This is a genomic window from Citrobacter sp. TBCS-15, assembly GCF_005280815.1.
Lineage (GTDB): Bacteria > Pseudomonadota > Gammaproteobacteria > Enterobacterales > Enterobacteriaceae > Citrobacter > Citrobacter werkmanii.
Window position 1 is genome coordinate 119877 of record NZ_SZWK01000102.1, and the last position, 17578, is coordinate 137454.

At 50.4% G+C, this 17578-nt stretch carries 18 protein-coding genes; 5 read left to right on the forward strand and 13 right to left on the reverse strand.

What is annotated here, in order from left to right:
* The first annotated feature begins 26 nt into the window (after positions 1 to 26).
* Both pyrF and yciH read left to right on the forward strand, forming a co-directional pair.
* Positions 27 to 764 (forward strand): orotidine-5'-phosphate decarboxylase, encoded by a 738-nt coding sequence (gene pyrF / locus FDW96_RS07280; RefSeq protein WP_137365679.1) that lies wholly within the window; start codon positions 27 to 29, stop codon positions 762 to 764.
* On the forward strand, positions 765 to 1091 hold the full coding sequence (gene yciH, locus FDW96_RS07285; RefSeq protein ID WP_137365430.1) for a stress response translation initiation inhibitor YciH: 327 nt from the start codon (positions 765 to 767) through the stop codon (positions 1089 to 1091). It abuts the gene before it with no gap.
* Between the two features lie 88 nt (positions 1092 to 1179).
* On the opposite strand, the gene osmB is transcribed toward yciH, so the two are convergent.
* The 7 genes from osmB to fabI form a co-directional block, all read right to left on the reverse strand.
* A complete protein-coding gene (gene osmB, locus FDW96_RS07290; RefSeq protein ID WP_038640946.1) occupies positions 1180 to 1398 on the reverse strand; it encodes an osmotically-inducible lipoprotein OsmB in 219 nt (72 codons plus the stop codon).
* A 268-nt stretch (positions 1399 to 1666) separates the two neighbouring features.
* A complete protein-coding gene (locus FDW96_RS07295; protein ID WP_042308090.1) occupies positions 1667 to 2419 on the reverse strand; it encodes a DNA-binding transcriptional regulator YciT in 753 nt (250 codons plus the stop codon).
* Between the two features lie 81 nt (positions 2420 to 2500).
* Positions 2501 to 2683, reverse strand: a complete 183-nt coding sequence (locus tag FDW96_RS07300) for a hypothetical protein (protein ID WP_042308514.1) — start codon at positions 2681 to 2683, stop codon at positions 2501 to 2503.
* 183 nt (positions 2684 to 2866) lie between these two features.
* Complete coding sequence (pdeR, locus tag FDW96_RS07310; protein WP_137365431.1) at positions 2867 to 4858, reverse strand: cyclic di-GMP phosphodiesterase; 1992 nt, start codon at positions 4856 to 4858, stop codon at positions 2867 to 2869.
* 264 nt (positions 4859 to 5122) lie between these two features.
* On the reverse strand, positions 5123 to 7057 hold the full coding sequence (locus FDW96_RS07320) for an exoribonuclease II (RefSeq protein WP_137365433.1): 1935 nt from the start codon (positions 7055 to 7057) through the stop codon (positions 5123 to 5125).
* Positions 7058 to 7146: 89 nt separating this feature from the next.
* Positions 7147 to 8289 carry a carboxymuconolactone decarboxylase family protein gene (locus tag FDW96_RS07325; protein WP_137365434.1) on the reverse strand — a complete coding sequence of 381 codons (1143 nt, stop codon included), beginning with the start codon at positions 8287 to 8289 and terminating at the stop codon, positions 7147 to 7149.
* A 212-nt stretch (positions 8290 to 8501) separates the two neighbouring features.
* Positions 8502 to 9290 (reverse strand): enoyl-ACP reductase FabI, encoded by a 789-nt coding sequence (fabI, locus tag FDW96_RS07330; protein WP_042308097.1) that lies wholly within the window; start codon positions 9288 to 9290, stop codon positions 8502 to 8504.
* Between the two features lie 443 nt (positions 9291 to 9733).
* Between fabI and FDW96_RS07335 the strand changes: the two genes are divergently transcribed.
* Positions 9734 to 10423 (forward strand): EAL domain-containing protein, encoded by a 690-nt coding sequence (locus tag FDW96_RS07335; RefSeq protein WP_061381248.1) that lies wholly within the window; start codon positions 9734 to 9736, stop codon positions 10421 to 10423.
* 40 nt (positions 10424 to 10463) lie between these two features.
* Here the strand turns inward: FDW96_RS07335 and sapF are convergent, their stop codons facing one another.
* From sapF to FDW96_RS07365, 6 genes are all read right to left on the reverse strand, one after another.
* Positions 10464 to 11270: a peptide ABC transporter ATP-binding protein SapF gene (sapF, locus tag FDW96_RS07340; protein WP_016153235.1), complete on the reverse strand. Its 807-nt coding sequence runs from the start codon at positions 11268 to 11270 to the stop codon at positions 10464 to 10466.
* 1 nt (position 11271) lies between these two features.
* Entirely contained in the window at positions 11272 to 12264 is a 993-nt protein-coding gene (sapD, locus tag FDW96_RS07345) for a peptide ABC transporter ATP-binding protein SapD (RefSeq protein ID WP_137365435.1), read from the reverse strand.
* Positions 12264 to 13154, reverse strand: coding sequence for a peptide ABC transporter permease SapC (gene sapC, locus FDW96_RS07350; RefSeq protein ID WP_016156640.1), 891 nt, complete (start codon positions 13152 to 13154; stop codon positions 12264 to 12266). The genes sapD and sapC overlap by 1 nt, the downstream gene beginning before the upstream one ends.
* Entirely contained in the window at positions 13141 to 14106 is a 966-nt protein-coding gene (sapB, locus tag FDW96_RS07355; protein ID WP_079223981.1) for a peptide ABC transporter permease SapB, read from the reverse strand. Before sapB ends, sapC begins: the two co-directional genes overlap by 14 nt.
* Complete coding sequence (gene sapA / locus FDW96_RS07360; RefSeq protein WP_042308107.1) at positions 14103 to 15746, reverse strand: ABC transporter substrate-binding protein SapA; 1644 nt, start codon at positions 15744 to 15746, stop codon at positions 14103 to 14105. Before sapA ends, sapB begins: the two co-directional genes overlap by 4 nt.
* Positions 15747 to 16087: 341 nt before the next feature.
* On the reverse strand, positions 16088 to 16480 hold the full coding sequence (locus FDW96_RS07365; protein ID WP_137365436.1) for a YdeI family stress tolerance OB fold protein: 393 nt from the start codon (positions 16478 to 16480) through the stop codon (positions 16088 to 16090).
* A 131-nt stretch (positions 16481 to 16611) separates the two neighbouring features.
* Between FDW96_RS07365 and FDW96_RS07370 the strand changes: the two genes are divergently transcribed.
* Positions 16612 to 17115 (forward strand): hypothetical protein, encoded by a 504-nt coding sequence (locus FDW96_RS07370; RefSeq protein ID WP_137365437.1) that lies wholly within the window; start codon positions 16612 to 16614, stop codon positions 17113 to 17115.
* Positions 17116 to 17124: 9 nt separating this feature from the next.
* Positions 17125 to 17571, forward strand: a complete 447-nt coding sequence (locus tag FDW96_RS07375) for a DUF421 domain-containing protein (RefSeq protein ID WP_038640925.1) — start codon at positions 17125 to 17127, stop codon at positions 17569 to 17571.
* Positions 17572 to 17578 lie beyond the last annotated feature (7 nt).

Consider the following 17578-nt stretch of genomic DNA (forward strand, 5'->3'; position numbering starts at 1 on the left):
GCGCCCATCCTCAGGAAGGTCTGGTCATGACGTTTACTGCTTCATCTTCTTCTCGTGCTGTTACTGATTCTCCTGTCGTTGTCGCTCTTGATTACGCAAATCGTGATAAAGCATTAGCTTTTGTCGACAGAATTGATCCTCGTGATTGCCGTTTGAAAGTGGGCAAAGAGATGTTCACGCTTTTTGGACCTCAGTTGGTTCGTGAACTACAACAACGTGGTTTTGATGTCTTTCTTGATTTGAAATTTCATGATATTCCCAATACAACTGCACATGCCGTAGCTGCAGCTGCCGACCTCGGCGTGTGGATGGTTAACGTACACGCCTCTGGCGGGGCGCGCATGATGACGGCTGCCCGTGAGGCCCTGGTGCCTTTTGGTAAGGATGCGCCATTGCTAATTGCTGTGACGGTTCTGACCAGCATGGAAGCCAGCGATCTCGCCGATCTCGGTGTGACGTTGTCACCAGCAGAGCATGCTGAAAGACTGGCGCGTTTAACTCAACATTGCGGGCTGGACGGTGTCGTATGCTCAGCGCAGGAAGCGGTACGATTCAAACAGGCGTTTGGACAGGCATTTAAGTTAGTGACGCCGGGTATTCGCCCTGAAGGCAGCGAAGCGGGCGATCAGCGTCGTATTATGACGCCAGAGCAGGCGCAGTTTGCCGGTGTGGATTACATGGTGATTGGTCGTCCGGTCACGCAGTCTGCTGACCCGGCGCAGACGCTGAAGATGATCAATGCCTCTCTGAAACGAGGTGTGTAAATGAGCGATTCAAACTCTCGCCTGGTCTATTCAACCGACTCCGGGCGAATTGAAGAACCGAAGGCCTCCCCTGAGCGTCCAAAGGGTGATGGTATTGTCCGCATTCAACGCCAGACCAGTGGCCGCAAAGGGAAGGGCGTGTGCCTGATTACCGGTATTGATCAGGATGATGCTGAACTGGCTAAATTAGCCGCGGAACTGAAGAAAAAATGTGGTTGCGGTGGGGCGGTAAAAGATGGTGTGATTGAAATTCAGGGCGATAAACGTGACCTGATAAAATCATTGCTGGAAGCCAAAGGCATGAAAGTTAAACTGGCTGGCGGTTAATAAAAAGCCACGGAGATAATCCGTGGCTTTTTAAAATACAGAGCTGAAAAAGTAAACGTTTAATTATATCGAGCTGGTCAACCGTAAATTATTTACCTACCTGATGGCCAATAATACCACCGACAGCAGCACCACCCAGCGTACCCAGCGCGCTGCCATCCGTCAGGACTGCACCACCTACTGCACCCGCACCAGCCCCGATAGCGGTGTTACGGTCGCGTTTGGACCAGTTAGAGCAGGCGCTCAGAGACATTGCCAGAGTAAGCGCCAGAATGGCTGCGGTCATTTTTTTGCTCGTTACTAACATAATACTTTCTCCTGAATTATTGATTCACGGAATCCAGTGTTCTTTAAGGATAGCGCTAAATCGTGACTATCAAAGATATTTCCGTGTAACCGTTTAGCGAAAGCATGACAACCAATATCCTGCAGTTGGATGTTCGCTCCTGTTATATCGCTAACATTAATTTTACGAGTTTATCCTGTTAACAACAGGTAAAAAGTCTTAATTGGGTTGTCAGATAACTCTCAGAGAAGAGATGATTTGTCTGCCGACAAATCATCTTGCGCAGGCATTATGCGTTGGTATCAATGATATTGACGGTTAATCCTGAATGCTCAAGCTGCATTTGTACGCTGGCGCTGAGCTTAGAGTCCGTCACGACGCGGCTGAACCGCTCTAAAGGCCCCAGGGTGTAAGGGTGAATAGCGTCGAATTTTGAGCTGTCGGTAAGCACAATAACCTCTGCGCCTTTTTCCAGTACCGCATTAACCACATCAGAACGCATCATATCGCGTCCGGTGAAGCCGGTATCTGCCTGCCAGCCATCAATGCCGATAAAGGCCTTACTGAAGTGTACCTGCTGGATAAACTGGCGAGTTAAGGGGCCGACCATGCTCTCACTTTTTTTCTGATAAATCCCACCAAGGAGAATCACTTCACAGGGCGTTTCTTTGAGCAGGTGAGCGATGTAGCTGCTCACCGTAATGATAGTGACATCTTTTTGCTCCGCCAGGGTTCTTGCCAGTAGCGCGTTGCTGCTGCCGTTCTCAATGAATACAGACTCGCCGGGGCTGACCAGCGATGCAGCGAATTCAGCCAGCTCACGTTTTAGCGTGAAATTGGTCATCATGCGCGTTTCCACATCATCGCTGTTTAACGAAACAGCAAATCCGTGCGCACGGCGTAAATAACTCTGTTTTTCCAGCGTATTCAGATCCTGTCGAATCGTCACTTCTGAAACGCCGGTGATCTTTGCCAGATCGGCGACGCTCATCTGACCTTTATCGGTCACCATCTGCAAAATAGATTGTTGTCGGGAATTCATAGTATTAATTTTTATAGCAATGTCGTATCGGAAAATAAACGGAAGTCTGCTGATAGCAGTAACATCAAGAGAGCGATGTCATCAGATCTCCCACGGAGCTTTCTGTTTTGTTGACAAAGATTGAGTATCTTCTTTGACCGTGTTTAACAGTTCAGCCTTCAGAATTTCGAGATTGTGGATGGCTGAGTGGTAATCACCTGCAACGAGGATATCCAGCACGGTATCAATGCGTTCGGCCAGACGCTGAGCGTCGATATCAGACATGATCATCATCCAAAGGGCAAATAGAGTTTGAATTTCATGATGCAGAATTTCATGGCAAAAGAGAAGGGAAAAATAGTATTAACCTGAATGATTGAAGAATATTATATATTCTGTGATTACATACAGATAGGAACATCACGAATTGTCCATTTATGGCTATTTTCCTCGATCAATCTTTCTGCATTATCGCGTATTTTTGTTCAGGTGTCGTCGATACCATCGTTCAAACGCCGCTGCAGGCATTGGCTTGGCGAATAAAAATCCCTGACGCTCATTGACGCCATTCTTGGTCAGAAACGCATCCTCTTTTGCACTTTCAACGCCTTCGGCGATGACCTGTAGGTTGAGCGCCTGCGCAACCGCGACAATGGCCCGCACCAGCGACTGCGAAATAGGTTGCTTGTGCACATCTCTGACAAAGGTTTGATCCAGTTTTATGGCATCAAGCGGGAAGCGGGCCAGTTGAGACAGCGACGAATAGCCGGTGCCAAAATCATCCAAATGGATTTGTGCCCCCAACTGGCTAAATTGCTGAATGACGGATAGCGCCAACTGCTCATTTTCAATCAAACTGCTTTCCGTTAATTCAACATCGATGGGGCAGTATTCAAAGTTGAGATCGTGAAGCACCTGCTTGAGAGCGGTAAAAAGCGTCTGGTCGGCGAGCTGGCGCGCAGACACGTTTACCGCCACGCGTAGATTTATTCCCTTGGCACGCCATTTTGCCACCTGGCGCACAACGTCCAGAATAACCCATCGGCCGAGTGGAACAATGAGCCCTGATTCTTCGGCGTAAGAGATAAACTCTAACGGCGGTATGAGGCCACGTTCCGGGGACTGCCAACGAACTAAAGCCTCAAGACTCCGTACTTCACCGCGCCAGGTTATCTTGGGCTGATAGTGGATAACCAGTTGATCGTTTTCCAGCGCCTTACGCAGATTGGTATCTAGCCACAGATATTCAAAAACCCGCTGATTCATTTCCGGAGAGAAGACGCAAAACTGACCACGACCGCCTTCTTTTGCCGTATACATGGCCGTATCCGCGTTACGGATGACGCTCTCGCCATCCTGTCCATGCTGTGGTGCGAGAGAAATACCGATTGAACATCCGGTATAGACCTCTATTAGTCCAATGCGAAAAGGTTGACGCAGGCGCGTCAGAATACGCGATGCCGTAGCCTCCAGCGCGCCCTGAGACGTTTCGGTGGCAAGGACAACAAATTCATCACCGCCAAATCTTGCCAGTAGTTGGTTGTCGTCGAGGCAACTGAGGATTGCCAGCGATACACTCTGTAACAGCTGATCGCCAAACATATGCCCGTAGGCATCATTAACTTTTTTAAAGTTATCTAAATCGAGATATACAATCCCGACCTGGGTATCACCCGCGTTTTCGATGGCGTTGCTGATCAGCTCGTGAATTGCGTTGCGATTCGGTAAACCGGTGATGGAGTCGGTATTTGCCAACACCCGTAGACGTTCCTGCGCGCGGCGCTCTTCAGTGATATCGGTACCGGAACAGATCAGAAATATTTCGTTCTTACCGCTACCGTTATGCACAAACTTATTGCGGAACAGAAACAGACGCTGGCCTTTGCAGGTTTTAACCCAACGTTCGACCTCATAAGAATTACCATCGCGAAAAAACACCTCAATGTTGCGTCTTGAGGCTGCGGCTTCGCGCCGGCTCATAAATAGCGTGAAAACGCTTTGGCCAATCACTTCACGCTCTTTGAGACCGGTGTACTCTTCGCACAGGCGATTAAAGCGCTGGATGTTGCCCATACGGTCAAGAATGACAATGACGGCGTTAGCTTCAGAAACAACCTGCTCAGCGAAGGAGAGGCCGTGAGCCAGGTCGCGCGCGACGGAAGGGGTGTCATCCCAGGCGGATGCGCTACCGGCCCATTCGCGCTTATTGATTTTCCTGCCGACCAGATGGACGGGAATGTCGTCATCTTCAATGGGGAGTGTCATCAACAGGCTCGACGTAATCACAGTCATTTCACGAATGCGGTCGGCTTGCTCAACTGACAATTCGACGGTCTGATCGGCTGCTGACGCTTCGTCGATAGAGAAATGCAGGATGTTGCAATCCTCTGACAGGCGCCAGTAGGGGTTATGAGTGCCCACATAGCTATACAACGTAACCCGCTCCCGGACGTCTTTCATGATGTGTACTATCCCGCTTAAAGCGCATAGAGCCTCAAAAGTATAGGTAGCCATGATTCATACAGGGTGATTATGGCTGAACGTATTGTTTTATTTATATATTGATATGTAATCCAGAATCTAAAAAAAGCAAAGCTAGCGGAACTGAAAATAGTAAAAAAATAAATTAGACCGGATGAAAGAAGTGTAGTGCGTGGTGGAGATTTGGGAGAGAAAAGAAAACGACCTTTCACAAGAAGAGAAAGGCCGTTAGCTTCATCTATGCTACGCGGCTGGACGAGCGATAACGCTGCGGGTTTCCATCCGCACTTCAGCAATGGTGACATCAATCACATCTGTGACTTTGTAAACCACTTCACCTTTGATTTGTACGGTACCGCTTTCCTGGCTGCATACCAGTTCGTCACGAACAGCATGCAGGAACGGGGCTGGAATAAATGCGACTGCACCATTATCCACTAAACGCACTCGCATACCGCCGCGGCTGACGTCAACGATCTCGGCAGCGAAGCGGGCGTCGGTGCCGGCTTTGTCGCTCAGGAAGCGGGCGTATAACCAGTCACCCACATCGCGTTCGGCCATGCGGTTCAGGCGACGACGTTCGGCCATTTGCAGGGTCGTATCATCCTGCGGACGGGCAATTGTTTCGCCTTTGATGACCGCCTTAAGCAGACGGTGGTTGATCATGTCGCCATACTTACGAATAGGAGAGGTCCAGGTGGCATATGCTTCCAGACCCAGCCCAAAGTGCGGACCTGGCTCGGTACTTATTTCAGCATACGACTGGAACCGGCGAATACGGCTATCGAGGAAACCGGAAGGCTGCGCATCCAGTTCTCGGCGCAGTTTGCAGAAGCCTTCCAGCGTCAGAACCTCTTCGGCATCTACGTGCATACCATGGGTTTTCAGCAGTGCAGCCAGTGCGTCGGCGTTTGCCGGATCAAATCCCATATGGACGTTATAAATGCCGAAGCCCAGCGTGTCGCGAAGTACGCGTGCAGCACAAATATTTGCCGCAATCATTGACTCTTCCACGATACGGTTAGCTATGCGACGCGGTTCCGCCACAATATCCAGCACTTCGCCTTTTTCACCGAGGACAAAACGGTAATCCGGACGATCTTTAAATACCAACGCGTGGTTGTGACGCCATTCACCACGGCTCAGACAAATACGATGCAGTAGACGGATTTGTTCAGCAATCGCGTCGTTTTCAGGCTGCCAGTCGCCGGTGCCTTCCAGCCAGTCGGAGACGTTATCATAGACCAGCTTCGCTTTAGACTCGATAGTCGCTGCAAAGAAGGTGATGTTGTCCTCAATCGTACCGTCGGCGGTAATGCTCATACGGCAAGCCAGAACCGGGCGTACTTCGTTCGCGCGCAGCGAGCACAGATCGTCAGACAGCTCACGTGGCAGCATCGGGATATTGAATCCCGGCAGATAGTTAGTAAACGCACGAATTTTCGCTGTTTTATCCAGTTTGCTGCCTTCTGCAATCCAGGCGGTAGGATCGGCAATAGCGACGGTTAACTGTAGCGTGCCATCGGCCAGTTCTTCGGCATACAGCGCATCGTCCATATCTTCGGTGCTGGCGCTGTCGATGGTGACGAAATTGAGGGCGGTCAAGTCCTGACGCACCAGACCTTCGTCCAGCATTTCAGTCGCTATGCCGTCCGGGGCTTCTTTTTCGAGATTATGGCGCGCCAGCGTGACCCACCACGGAACAAAGTGATCGTCCGCAAAGGTGATAAATTGGGTTAATTCAGCGTAGAAGGTGCGATCGCCTTTCAGCGGATGGCGGCGCATTTCGGCCACGGCCCAGTCACCTTCTTTAAATTCATGTTCAACGCCACGGGCGGCGCGACAAGGGATCGCATCTTTCAGTAACGGATGGTCCGGCACAATGGACAGACGGTCATTTTTGCCCTGAATTTTACCCACGAAGCGCGTCAGGAAGGGTTCGATAAGTTCTTCCGGCTCAGCAGACTCGCGATCTTTTTCCGTATGGATCACCGCAACAATACGGTCGCCATGCATCACTTTTTTCATCTGCGGCGGTGGAATGAAATAGCTTTTTTGTGCATCGACTTCCAGGAAGCCAAAGCCTTTTTCCGTGGCTTTTACCACCCCTTCAGCACGCGGCGTCTGGGAATGTAGTTGCTGTTTAAGCTGCGCTAGCAGCGGGTTGTCCTGAAGCATAATTGTCTATTTTCGTGGCTAAAAGAGCGGCTGACAGTTTTACGCGATTCTGCCAGTTGCAGCAAGCGCTCTTTAAGTAGGTGGATCGGTTAATACGTCTCGCCCAGCGCGATTTTCAAGCGATTTAACCATCCGCATAATCCACTCCAGGCCAGCAGGTTAATCGCCTGTTCTGAAGAGATACCCTGATCGAACAACGGTGTTAACAGTGCGGCGCTAAAGCGGTCGGGCGCTCGGGTGAGCCATTGTACCGCCTGCAGGGTGACGCGCTCAACCGGATGTCGTTGTTCCCAGCGCTGCAATTCACGTTCATCCTGACGAAGGACAGTGATGATGTCAGTTAATTCATGTGCGGTATGCGCGTGTTCATTAAAGCAGGCCACGCTGCCGTTAATGCGCGATGTCATCAGGGTCGTCAGAGAAAATGCCCGCGCCGGCTTATCGCTGCGTTGTATGCTGGAAATCAGTGAACTGAGTACATCTAATACGTCAGGTGAATGTGTTAGCAAGGGGAGCAGCGCGTGCAGTTCGTTGGGGTAACCCGCTATTGGTTCAACGGAGACATTCTGTTTTTCGAGCGATAATGGCGCAGGGTGCCAGATTGAGTTTGCGGCGCTAAATGGCGAAGCGTACGCGAATTGCTGTATATCCAGACCCGGTATTCGACGTACCGGGTGGGCGCACCAGGCCTGAAGTAATGCGACTACCCGCGCCTGAAAACCAACAAAGCCGATGATTTGATTCATCAGAATGTTATCGCAGGTGGTCAGCCCGACCGCATCAAGGTGCTGACGATCGCGCTCGCCAATCACAGCAGGTGAGCTGGCGAGCTGGCGCGCATATTGGGTAATTTGCGCCAGTCGGTGATTACTTTCACGAGACGAATCAGGGCCCGGCAGCGGCGTTAAACGTGCGGCATAGTGATTACACAATCGCTGCACGCCATATACCTGAGCGACGGTCAGGGCGGTACTCATCCGTTCATAGGCGCTGAATGTATGCATCTGATCCCTGTCTACGTGAGCAGGGAAAAGAAGTTGGGCAAGTTTACGGGCAGGGGTTAACCAGGATTGAAAGGGCAAAAGTACGTCATCAGATATCGCCAGGTCCAGTAAAAAGCTGTCGTCAACATGAGCGGCCTCCGGCACCAGCGGCAGAACATCTTGCGGATACGTGCTGGATTGCGTCTCATGATACCAGTGGCTTTTGCCTACAATTCGGCGTTGTTCCATGGGCGTTCCTTGGTCTAAAAAGTGGCGACCCGGACACGTCGTCATACACCTACGCCGGATCGTTTGCGCTGCAATATCCTGACGTAAGCCGATGGGGGGATGAAAGATTGTTACGTGATAATAAATATCGGAAAAGTATATATGGCGCAGGGCAGTAGCGGAGGCGGTGAAAATCATGGGCGACGGTAGGCCGCCCATAGAGGACTAAACGATTATTTCAGATCCAGCTCGTTCATCGCTGCAATGCTGAAGCCACCATCAACGTGAACAACTTCACCAGAGATACCGGCAGACAGATCGGAGCACAGGAATGCTGCGGAATTGCCCACATCTTCAATCGTCACGGTGCGGCGAATCGGCGTCACCGCTTCACAATGCGCCAGCATTTTACGGAAATCTTTAATGCCGGAAGCGGCAAGAGTGCGGATTGGACCTGCGGAGATGGCGTTCACTCGTACACCTTCAGGACCCATTGCGTTAGCCATATAACGGACGTTTGCCTCCAGAGAAGCTTTCGCCAGACCCATCACGTTGTAGTTAGGGATCGCGCGTTCTGCGCCCAGGTAGGATAGCGTCAGGAGCGCAGAGCCTGGGTTCAGCATAGAGCGGCAAGCTTTTGCCATCGCAACAAAGCTGTAAGCGCTGATGTCATGAGCAATTTTAAAACCTTCGCGGGTGACCGCATTCACATAGTCGCCATCCAACTGGTCAGCAGGCGCGAAACCGATGGAATGCACGAACCCGTCGAATTTCGGCCAGGACTGGCTCAGTTCAGCGAACATCGCATCAATGCTGGCGTCTTCGGCCACATCACATTGTAGTACGATGCTGGACCCCAGTTGAGCGGCAAATTCTTCCACACGGCCTTTTAGTTTGTCGTTCTGGTAGGTGAACGCCAGCTCAGCGCCTTCGCGATGCATGGCCTGAGCGATTCCCCAGGCAATGGACAATTTACTGGCAAGACCCGTCACCAGAATACGCTTACCGGAAAGAAAACCCATAGCTTTAATCCTTATGATCAGTGCTTCTTCGTAGCAATCAATGCGTGATGATTGCCATCTCAAAAACGCGCGAAATTGGTCTGAAATTATATCCTACTCATTGTTCCTTTTTGAATGGTTATCAACCCTAAATGACTCTTGCCATTCATTGCAAATGGCGAGGATATTACTTCCTCTGGTTGTGCCTTGCCCGACCCGTATTCCATTGAAGACAATGAGAAAATACAAGCCTTTAAAGGCATTAAAATGGTATTATTAAGGCGCTAGCTGATGTTAATAAACATAGCAAGGTAAGAACTTTCTTAAAACAAAAAACATGCATATATTCAGTTTGTTATGATATATTGTTTTTATCGATCAATATCGATACATTGATCGATATTATTGATTGATTGTGATTAAAAGTGCATTATCAGGAAGTTATGATCAATTGGAGTGGTCTTATGCACTATCATTTCATCGCGGAACCGATGAGAGACACAACAAATAAGTTGCTGGGTGTGGAGATGATCGCCCGGTTTGCTGCAGATACGGTTCGCCCATTGCATGCAGATATCATCGTTTCAGCGTGGGATAGCGAACAAAAGCGTAATTTCATGCTCAAGCAAATTCAGTTAATTGCCGAAAAGCGTGATTGGTTTGAGAGCAACAATCTGCTCTGTACCCTTCATCTTATTGATGAAATGGCGCTTCTGGCAATTGGTGATCCGGTCATCAAGTCGGCCCTACACGCAATGCCCTTTATTGCACTGGAACTGTCAGAGCGTTTTCTGTCGAGTACGATTTGCCTGAATAATCTGCTGATTAATTCACTCTGTGACGGCCCAAACGCGCTATGGCTGGGCGATCTCGGCTCCGGTATCGTCGGGGCAACTCCACTGGTTTGCGGTCATTTTGACGTGGTTAAATTGGATCGCGGTTTTTTCCTTGAGCAGGTAGAAAAGCCGATGTTTCCGGTGCTTATCAAAAATATCCGGGAATATTGCGATCGCGTCGCGGTGGAGGGGGTCGAAACATCACGACTTATCAATGACGTCAGCGCCGCAGGTGTCTGGGCGATACAGGGGAGCGTTTTTCCGTCAGTCGTGTTTAACGAGGTTGAGACTCTGCTCTTACCCGGTGTTTGTCACTGATGGCGTAATTGCCCTCCGGCTACGGAGGGCAGCGGCTTTATTAGCGATCTTTCCGCCAGGCGTCGGCGGTAAGCGCCTCGCCAAAATGCCCTGCAATCAGGCGACGAGTCAGCTCATGCAGCGGGGAGGCCAGAACATCCGCGGTACTGCCACGCTCAACAACTTCCCCCTGATGCATGACTAATACTTGATCGCTAATGTGCTTCATCATGCCGATATGCTGAGTCACATAGATATATGAAATCCCCTGTTTTTCCTGTAATTCCAGCATCAAATTGATGAGCTGCGAACGCATCGACATGTCGAGAGAGGCAAGGGCTTCGTCGGCGATAATCACTTTAGGTCGCAAAATGAGCGCGCGGGCAAGCCCCAGGCGCTGTTTTTGCCCCGGCGCTAACATATGCGGGTAATAGCTCACATGGTCAGGCAGCAGGCCGACCATGCGCATCGTTTCTATTATCTGTTTGCGACGCTGTTCAGGTTCCAGGTCGGTGTTCAGACGCAGCGGGAAATCAAGGATCTGTGAAATACGCTGACGAGGGTTAAGCGATGTTGACGGATCCTGAAAAATCATACGGATCCGCTGACTACGGAATGAATAATCACCATACTTTAGCGGATGGTCGTCAATCAGTAGCTCGCCGCTGGTGGGTTCAATCATGCCAGCTAACATCTTTGCCAGTGTGGACTTACCGGAACCATTTTCACCAATGACGGCGAGCGTCTGACGTTCGCGCAGGGTAAAGCTGAGTGGTTTAACGGCCTCAACGGTCTGTCGGCGAAATAAACCCGTCCGGTAGCGAAAGGTTTTGCTCAGATTGCGAACTTCGAGCAGGGTTTCTACCATCTCACTCTCTCTCCATATTCAGCGGGAAATGACAGGCGTAGAGATGATTCTTTGCTCCGGTCAGTCGTGGGGTTTCAATACATTCACGTTGAGCATAAGGGCAGCGCGGCCCCAGACGGCAGCCGATGGGTAATTGTTCCAGCAATGGAATCGCTCCTGGCATGGTATTCAAACGACTTTTATGCGGCATGGCGCTACCAAAATCAGGAATGGCGCGGATCAACGCCTGCGTATAAGGATGATGTGGAATCGTCACCAGATCTTTACTGGGCGCGGTTTCCACCGTTTGTCCGCAGTACATTACGTTGATTTTGTCTGCCCACTGGCTGAGCATTTGCAGGTCATGGCTGATCAACAAAATGGTGGTATTGCTGTTTTGGTTCAGCCGGGTCAGCAGGCGAAATATTTGCGCCTGGGTCGTTGGCTCCATCGCGTTCGTCGGCTCATCAGCAATCAGCAAGCGCGGCTGATTAGCCAGCGCGATAGCGATCATTACCTTCTGACACTCGCCGTCGGTCAGTTCATACGGGAAGCTGCGCATGGCATCTTTATGGTCTTTTATCCCGACGCGGTGCAAAAGCTCAATCGCCCGGCGTTTGCGCCAGCCGATGCGCTGCCACCAGCGGCCCTTGTAGGTCCAGGCTGGAATATTTTGCATCAGCTGTCGTCCAATACACTCGGACGGATCAAGGCACGATTGCGGTTCCTGAAAGATCATGGAAACGTTATGACCGACCAGCTTGCGTCGTTCACGCGCGGAAAGGCGCAGGAGATCGATATCATCAAAGCGCATACGGTCAGCGGTTACGCGCCAGTTATCTTTAGCGACGCCGCAAATGGCCTTGGCGATCAGGCTCTTGCCGGAGCCGGACTCGCCAACCAGTCCGCGGATTTCACCCTCATTGAGGGTCATGCTGACGCGGTCAACTGCTTTTACCCAGTCGTCACCGGTTCTGAATTCAATGGTCAGGTTGCGAATATCGAGTAATGGCATTATTCCACCCCCGCAATAATTGCGCGGCGCACGCCATCACCCAGCAGGTTAACCAACAGCACGCTTATCATGATCGCCGCCCCTGGCAGCATGACCGTCCACGGTGCGACATAAATCAGCTCCAGCGCGTCGCCGAGCATGGCTCCCCATTCCGGTGATGGCAACTGCGCGCCAAGGTCGAGAAAACCCAGCGCGGCGATATCCAGGATCGCCATCGACAGCGCACGGGTGATTTCAGTGATAAGCCCGGCGGTAATATTGGGCAGAACAGCGAACCACAGGATATTGAGCGTGGTTGCACCATCAAGGCGAGCGGCAATGACATATTCTTTTTCCAGCTCATCATGCACCATGCTGTAGACGGAGCGAACCATCCGCGGTAACAGCGCCAACCAGACGGCAAACATCGCATGAGTCAGATGCGGCCCGGCAAAAGCCACCACAATAATCGCCAGCAACAGCGAAGGGATCGACAGCAGGGTGTCCAGAATGTGATTCAGCACCGCGGAACGCAAACCGTGTGTTGCCCCGGCAACCACGCCAAGCAATAAACCACACAGCGTGGCGGCAAGGGTGACGACAAACGCGCCGCCCACGGTCGGGGCAGCTCCGCTGAGCAGGCGGCTTAAAACATCACGCCCCAGATCATCAGTCCCGAGGAAGAAAGAGACTTCGCCATAGCGCGACCATGACGGTGGCAAAAGCTGGTAGCCGAGAAACTGTTGGTCGATGCCATAAGGCGCGAACCAACCACCAAAAATACACAGAATCGCCAGTCCCGCACAGCCATACAGGCCGATCATTGCGGTTGCATCGCCGTAAAAATTGCGCCATGCGGTGCGCAGCGTACCAGGCGGGCGCTTTTCGCTGTAGACGCTATCGTAAGGCATACCATTCCTTATGTTTCAGAGGGTTAGCCATAGCACCCAAAATATCAGAGATGACGTTAACAATGATAACCAATGAGCCTATTACCATCACACCCGCCGAAATAGCCGCGTAATCTTGCTGGCGAATCGCGTTAATCAGCCAACGGCCAAGACCTGGCCAGCTAAAGACCATCTCGGTGATCATCGCCAGCGTCAGCATGGTGGAAAACTGTAAACCCAGGCGCGGGATAACCGGTGGAAGTGCGTTGTGCAGTACGTGACGGCGTAAAATCGTTAACCGTGACAGACCACGAGTAGCCGCCGCTTTAACATAGTTTTGATCAAAGACCTCAATGGTGCTGATACGCATCAGACGAATAACTTCCGTCGTCGGTGCCACGGAGAGCGTTAATACCGGAAGCACCATATGACGGATCGCACTGACCAGCATTTCGTCGCGCCAGGGCGAGTCGGTGATCCACGCATCAATAATGGCAAACCCGGTAATGGGCTTAACTTCGTAGAGTAGATCAAAACGCCCCGAAACGGGCAGCCAGCCGAGGGTCAGTGAGAAGAGCAACGTCAGCAGCAGCGCCAGCCAAAAAACCGGAATAGAAAAGCCCATCAGAGCCAATGCGCTGATGCAACGATCCTGCCATTTATTACGTGTAATGCCCGCCAACATGCCTATCGGGATCCCGACCATTAGTGCAAAACCAAAGGCCAGAATGCACAGTTCCATCGTCGCCGGGAACACCTCTTTCAGTTGTTCTGAGATCAACTGACCGTTAATACTGGACACACCAAAATCCCAGTGAATCAGGCCATTGAACCAGAATACCCAGGCGTTCCATAGCGATGCGCCCTGTAACGGCGCATGAGGTGTGAAGTAGCTCAGGCTGAACCCAATAAAAGTCAGGAAGAACAGGGTGACCAGCAGTAATAAAAATCGGCGCAGGGTGAAGATAATCATGGTTTTTTCACCTCTTCAGCCTTTTCCCTGGAAACCCCGGCAAAAGAAGCGTTGCCGAATGGACTGAGCACCAGCCCTTTGATGTCATAGCGGTAAGCCTGCAAACGGAGCGAAGAGGCCAGCGGCAGGATCGGCAACTCGCGTGCGAGAATATTTTGTGCTTCGTCGTAGGCATCAATCCGCGAGGAGAGTTGTTGCGAAGAGAGGGCTTTGCGCAAAATGCTGTCAAACTCCGGATTGCACCAGTGGGCAAAGTTGGTCTGTGAGTTAATGGCGGCACAACTGAGCATCGGTCGGAAAAAACTGTCAGGATCGTTACTGTCAGTTGCCCAACCGGACAACGTCAGATCATGATTCATATCCATTAATCGCGCCTCCTGAAAACGACCCTCTACCGGGATGATCTTCACTTTCACACCCACCTGAGCCATATCAGCCTGAATCAGCTCCGCGGTTTTCAGGGGACTGGGGTTCCAGGCCTGAGAGCTGGTGGGGACCCAAAGTTGTAACGTCAGGTTTTCCAACCCCAGCGCTTTTAGCTGCTCGCGCGATTTTTCCGGATTGTACTCGGTAATTTTAGCTTCGTTGTCATAAGCCCACGAGGCGCGAGGCAAAATAGATGCCGCGGTTTCCGCCGTACCGTAGTAAATAGATTGCATTAACCGTTGGTTGTTAATAGCCAGCGCTAACGCATGTCGTACGGCAGGATTGTTCAACGGCGGTTTATCCGTGTTGAACGCCAGATAGGCGATATTCATCCCCGGACGCAGCGTCAGACGCAGTCGAGGATCATCACGCAATATGCTGAGCTGGCTGGCAGCGGGCCAGGCCAGGACATCGCACTCGCCGGTCAGTAATTTCGATAAACGTCCGGTTCCGCCAGAGCCGAGATCCACCACGACCTGCGGCATCAAGGGGGTACCACGCCAGAATTTTTCATGCCGTTGTAGGCGAATATATTGGCCTGCACGATTTTCTGAAAGTTGGTACGGTCCAGTGCCGACGGGTTGTCTGTCGAGTAATTCCTGGCGATCCTGTTTTGCTAATTTGGCAGCATATTCAGCCGACATCACAGAGGCATAATGTGTGGCAAGGTGCCACAAGAAAGAAGCGTCGGGTTGATTTAAGCGAAATTCAACGGTGTTGTTGTCCAGCTTGCGCACGCTTTGGACGTTATCGGCGAACTGCAGGCTGTCAAAATAAGGAAAACTGCTGCCATTGACATTGTGCCACGGATGCTGGCGATCAAAGATGCGCTCGAAGGTAAATACCACATCGTCCGCATTCAGTTTGCGGGTGGGCGTGAACCAGGCTGTCTTTTGAAACGGAACATCGCGACGTAAATGAAAGCGGTAGGTTGCGCCGTTATCCATGACTTCCCAGCTTTCAGCCAGTTCTGGCACCAGGCGATAGGTATAGGGATCGACATCAAGTAGTCGGTCATACAATTGGGCCGCTAATGTGTCTACGATGAGACCGCTGCTCGCTTTTTGTGGATTGAACGTATTGACCTGCCCACTAACGCAATAGACAAAGCCACTGTCACGAATATCAGCGTACGGGGCCTGCTCAGGCGCAGCTACAGCCTGACCACTCAGAAATCCAGCCATCACGATCAGAGATGATAAAACCAGGCGCATAATTTTAAAGGGTTATATATAAAGAAGCTATCTTACTAATACTTAATGACATTTGCCATTACCGTTTGTGTTTGGGGCTGCAGGGGTGATGACCGCGAATTCAACATCATCAGTTGGTCAAAATTCATACCTGCTATCCACGTTGCATATACTCTATTAGCTATCTTAGCATTTTCATGGCCCCTCTGACTCGCTTAAACGCCGGATTCACTGGGAGAGGGATTATGTGGGGTGTCTGACGGGAAAAATGAATCTGTTCAATGAAAGGGGGCGTCCAGAGAATCAGCGGAAAAGTAACAAGAATGAGGCCGGGAAGAGTGAATATCTTCCCGGATGTCGAATTACTTCTGGATTTTATTAACGCGTACCACCGGCGGTTGCATTTTAGCGTCAAGGCTACCGTTAATCCTGATCATTTGATCGGGTTTTACCGTTCGGCCATCAAAGACGGCAAGCGGGATTAGCGTATTGATAGTGCCGGTTTTGTCCCGGAAGATAAACTTATCTCCTCCTTGAGCCTCAATGAGATTACCTCGTAAAGAGATGGTAGCACCGTCATGCATGGTTTTAGCTTGTTGGACGGTCATGATTCTTGCATCTTCAGTGCCACGATACCCTTCATCCAGTGCGTGCGCAGGTGGCGGGGCGGTATCTTTTTTTAATCCGCCATTATCATCGGCAAACGCTGTGGGCAATAAAAAACAACACAGTAAGGGGGCGAGAGGTATTTTCATAGAGCCTCCATTGAAATCGATTTGACTTATTAAGTTTGGTTGCTATTTATTAATCTGGCGAGTGGGATAAGTCTCAAATTGTAATTTTTCAATAAAACAAAGGATTGGTGCGATATAAGCGAGGCGGGGAGATGAACAGAAAGAAAGTCCATTTGCAAGGCGTAAAAGAGAGTCAACGTTTTCTGAATTTTGAATCTGGCTTTCACAAGATTGGTTTTATCTGTTTGCTCTGCATTGTTTTACTTGCTATGGCGGGATCGTTTTCTGGGGGATATTTAAGTGAGGTGACGAGAAAAAACAGCTTAAAGACAACAGAGTTACAATACGAAAGGTTTGGGCGTTTGCAAACGGAATTTAAAATTAAAATCTCTGCACAAAAGCATGATTCTGTGAACAAGACGTTGCGCATTGGCGGCGATTTCAACAAATTTTATGAGATGGAAAATATTTGGCCGCAGCCAGACAGCATGTACAGCAAGGGTAACGATCTTTACCTCGTCTACAATGATTCTGAAGCAACGCAGGATTTTACTGTCTGGCTGCAGGTTACGCCCGTGAAGCCAGGAAGTGTAATGAGTTTTCTCCAGCTAAATGGCGAACCTGAAATCCGCTTCAGACAATTTATTTATCCTTAGGAGGTGGGTATGGAGATGGTCTTCCGGGCATTAGCCATTTACCTTATTTTGCTGGTGGTTTTCAAAATAGCCGGTCGCCGGGCATTGTTACAAATGACCAGCTTCGATCTGATTTTATTACTGATTATCAGTGAAGCAACTCAACAAGCCTTATTGGGTAATGATTTTTCGCTAACCGGCGCCATGATCACGATTGTCACACTGGTTACTATTGATATTCTGTTTGGTTTCATTAAGAAAAAGGTAGGTGGGGCAGAATCCGTGCTGGATGGCTCTCCGGTTATCCTGCTTGATCACGGGATACCTTTGTTGGATAAAATGAAGAAAGTGGATGTTTCTCTTGACGATATATTAGTCGCTGCACGACAAAATCAGGGAATTACCGAATCCAGTAAAATCAAGTATGCCATTCTGGAACGTAACGGACATATTTCTGTCATTCCTGAAGAGAATTAGCGAGGCG

Bases quoted from the DNA above. Each gene is read 5' to 3' on its own strand.
- pyrF (WP_137365679.1), top strand. From the start codon at position 27: ATGACGTTTACTGCTTCATCTTCTTCTCGTGCTGTTACTGATTCTCCT.
- FDW96_RS07325 (WP_137365434.1), bottom strand. From the start codon at position 8,289: ATGGAACAACGCCGAATTGTAGGCAAAAGCCACTGGTATCATGAGACG.
- FDW96_RS07370 (WP_137365437.1), top strand. From the start codon at position 16,612: ATGAACAGAAAGAAAGTCCATTTGCAAGGCGTAAAAGAGAGTCAACGT.
- FDW96_RS07335 (WP_061381248.1), top strand. From the start codon at position 9,734: ATGCACTATCATTTCATCGCGGAACCGATGAGAGACACAACAAATAAG.
- sapD (WP_137365435.1), bottom strand. From the start codon at position 12,264: ATGCCATTACTCGATATTCGCAACCTGACCATTGAATTCAGAACCGGT.
- osmB (WP_038640946.1), bottom strand. From the start codon at position 1,398: ATGTTAGTAACGAGCAAAAAAATGACCGCAGCCATTCTGGCGCTTACT.
- sapB (WP_079223981.1), bottom strand. From the start codon at position 14,106: ATGATTATCTTCACCCTGCGCCGATTTTTATTACTGCTGGTCACCCTG.
- FDW96_RS07320 (WP_137365433.1), bottom strand. From the start codon at position 7,057: ATGCTTCAGGACAACCCGCTGCTAGCGCAGCTTAAACAGCAACTACAT.
- pdeR (WP_137365431.1), bottom strand. From the start codon at position 4,858: ATGAAAGACGTCCGGGAGCGGGTTACGTTGTATAGCTATGTGGGCACT.
- fabI (WP_042308097.1), bottom strand. From the start codon at position 9,290: ATGGGTTTTCTTTCCGGTAAGCGTATTCTGGTGACGGGTCTTGCCAGT.
- FDW96_RS07375 (WP_038640925.1), top strand. From the start codon at position 17,125: ATGGAGATGGTCTTCCGGGCATTAGCCATTTACCTTATTTTGCTGGTG.
- FDW96_RS07295 (WP_042308090.1), bottom strand. From the start codon at position 2,419: ATGAATTCCCGACAACAATCTATTTTGCAGATGGTGACCGATAAAGGT.
- FDW96_RS07365 (WP_137365436.1), bottom strand. From the start codon at position 16,480: ATGAAAATACCTCTCGCCCCCTTACTGTGTTGTTTTTTATTGCCCACA.
- sapC (WP_016156640.1), bottom strand. From the start codon at position 13,154: ATGCCTTACGATAGCGTCTACAGCGAAAAGCGCCCGCCTGGTACGCTG.
- yciH (WP_137365430.1), top strand. From the start codon at position 765: ATGAGCGATTCAAACTCTCGCCTGGTCTATTCAACCGACTCCGGGCGA.
- FDW96_RS07300 (WP_042308514.1), bottom strand. From the start codon at position 2,683: ATGTCTGATATCGACGCTCAGCGTCTGGCCGAACGCATTGATACCGTG.
- sapA (WP_042308107.1), bottom strand. From the start codon at position 15,746: ATGCGCCTGGTTTTATCATCTCTGATCGTGATGGCTGGATTTCTGAGT.
- sapF (WP_016153235.1), bottom strand. From the start codon at position 11,270: ATGGTAGAAACCCTGCTCGAAGTTCGCAATCTGAGCAAAACCTTTCGC.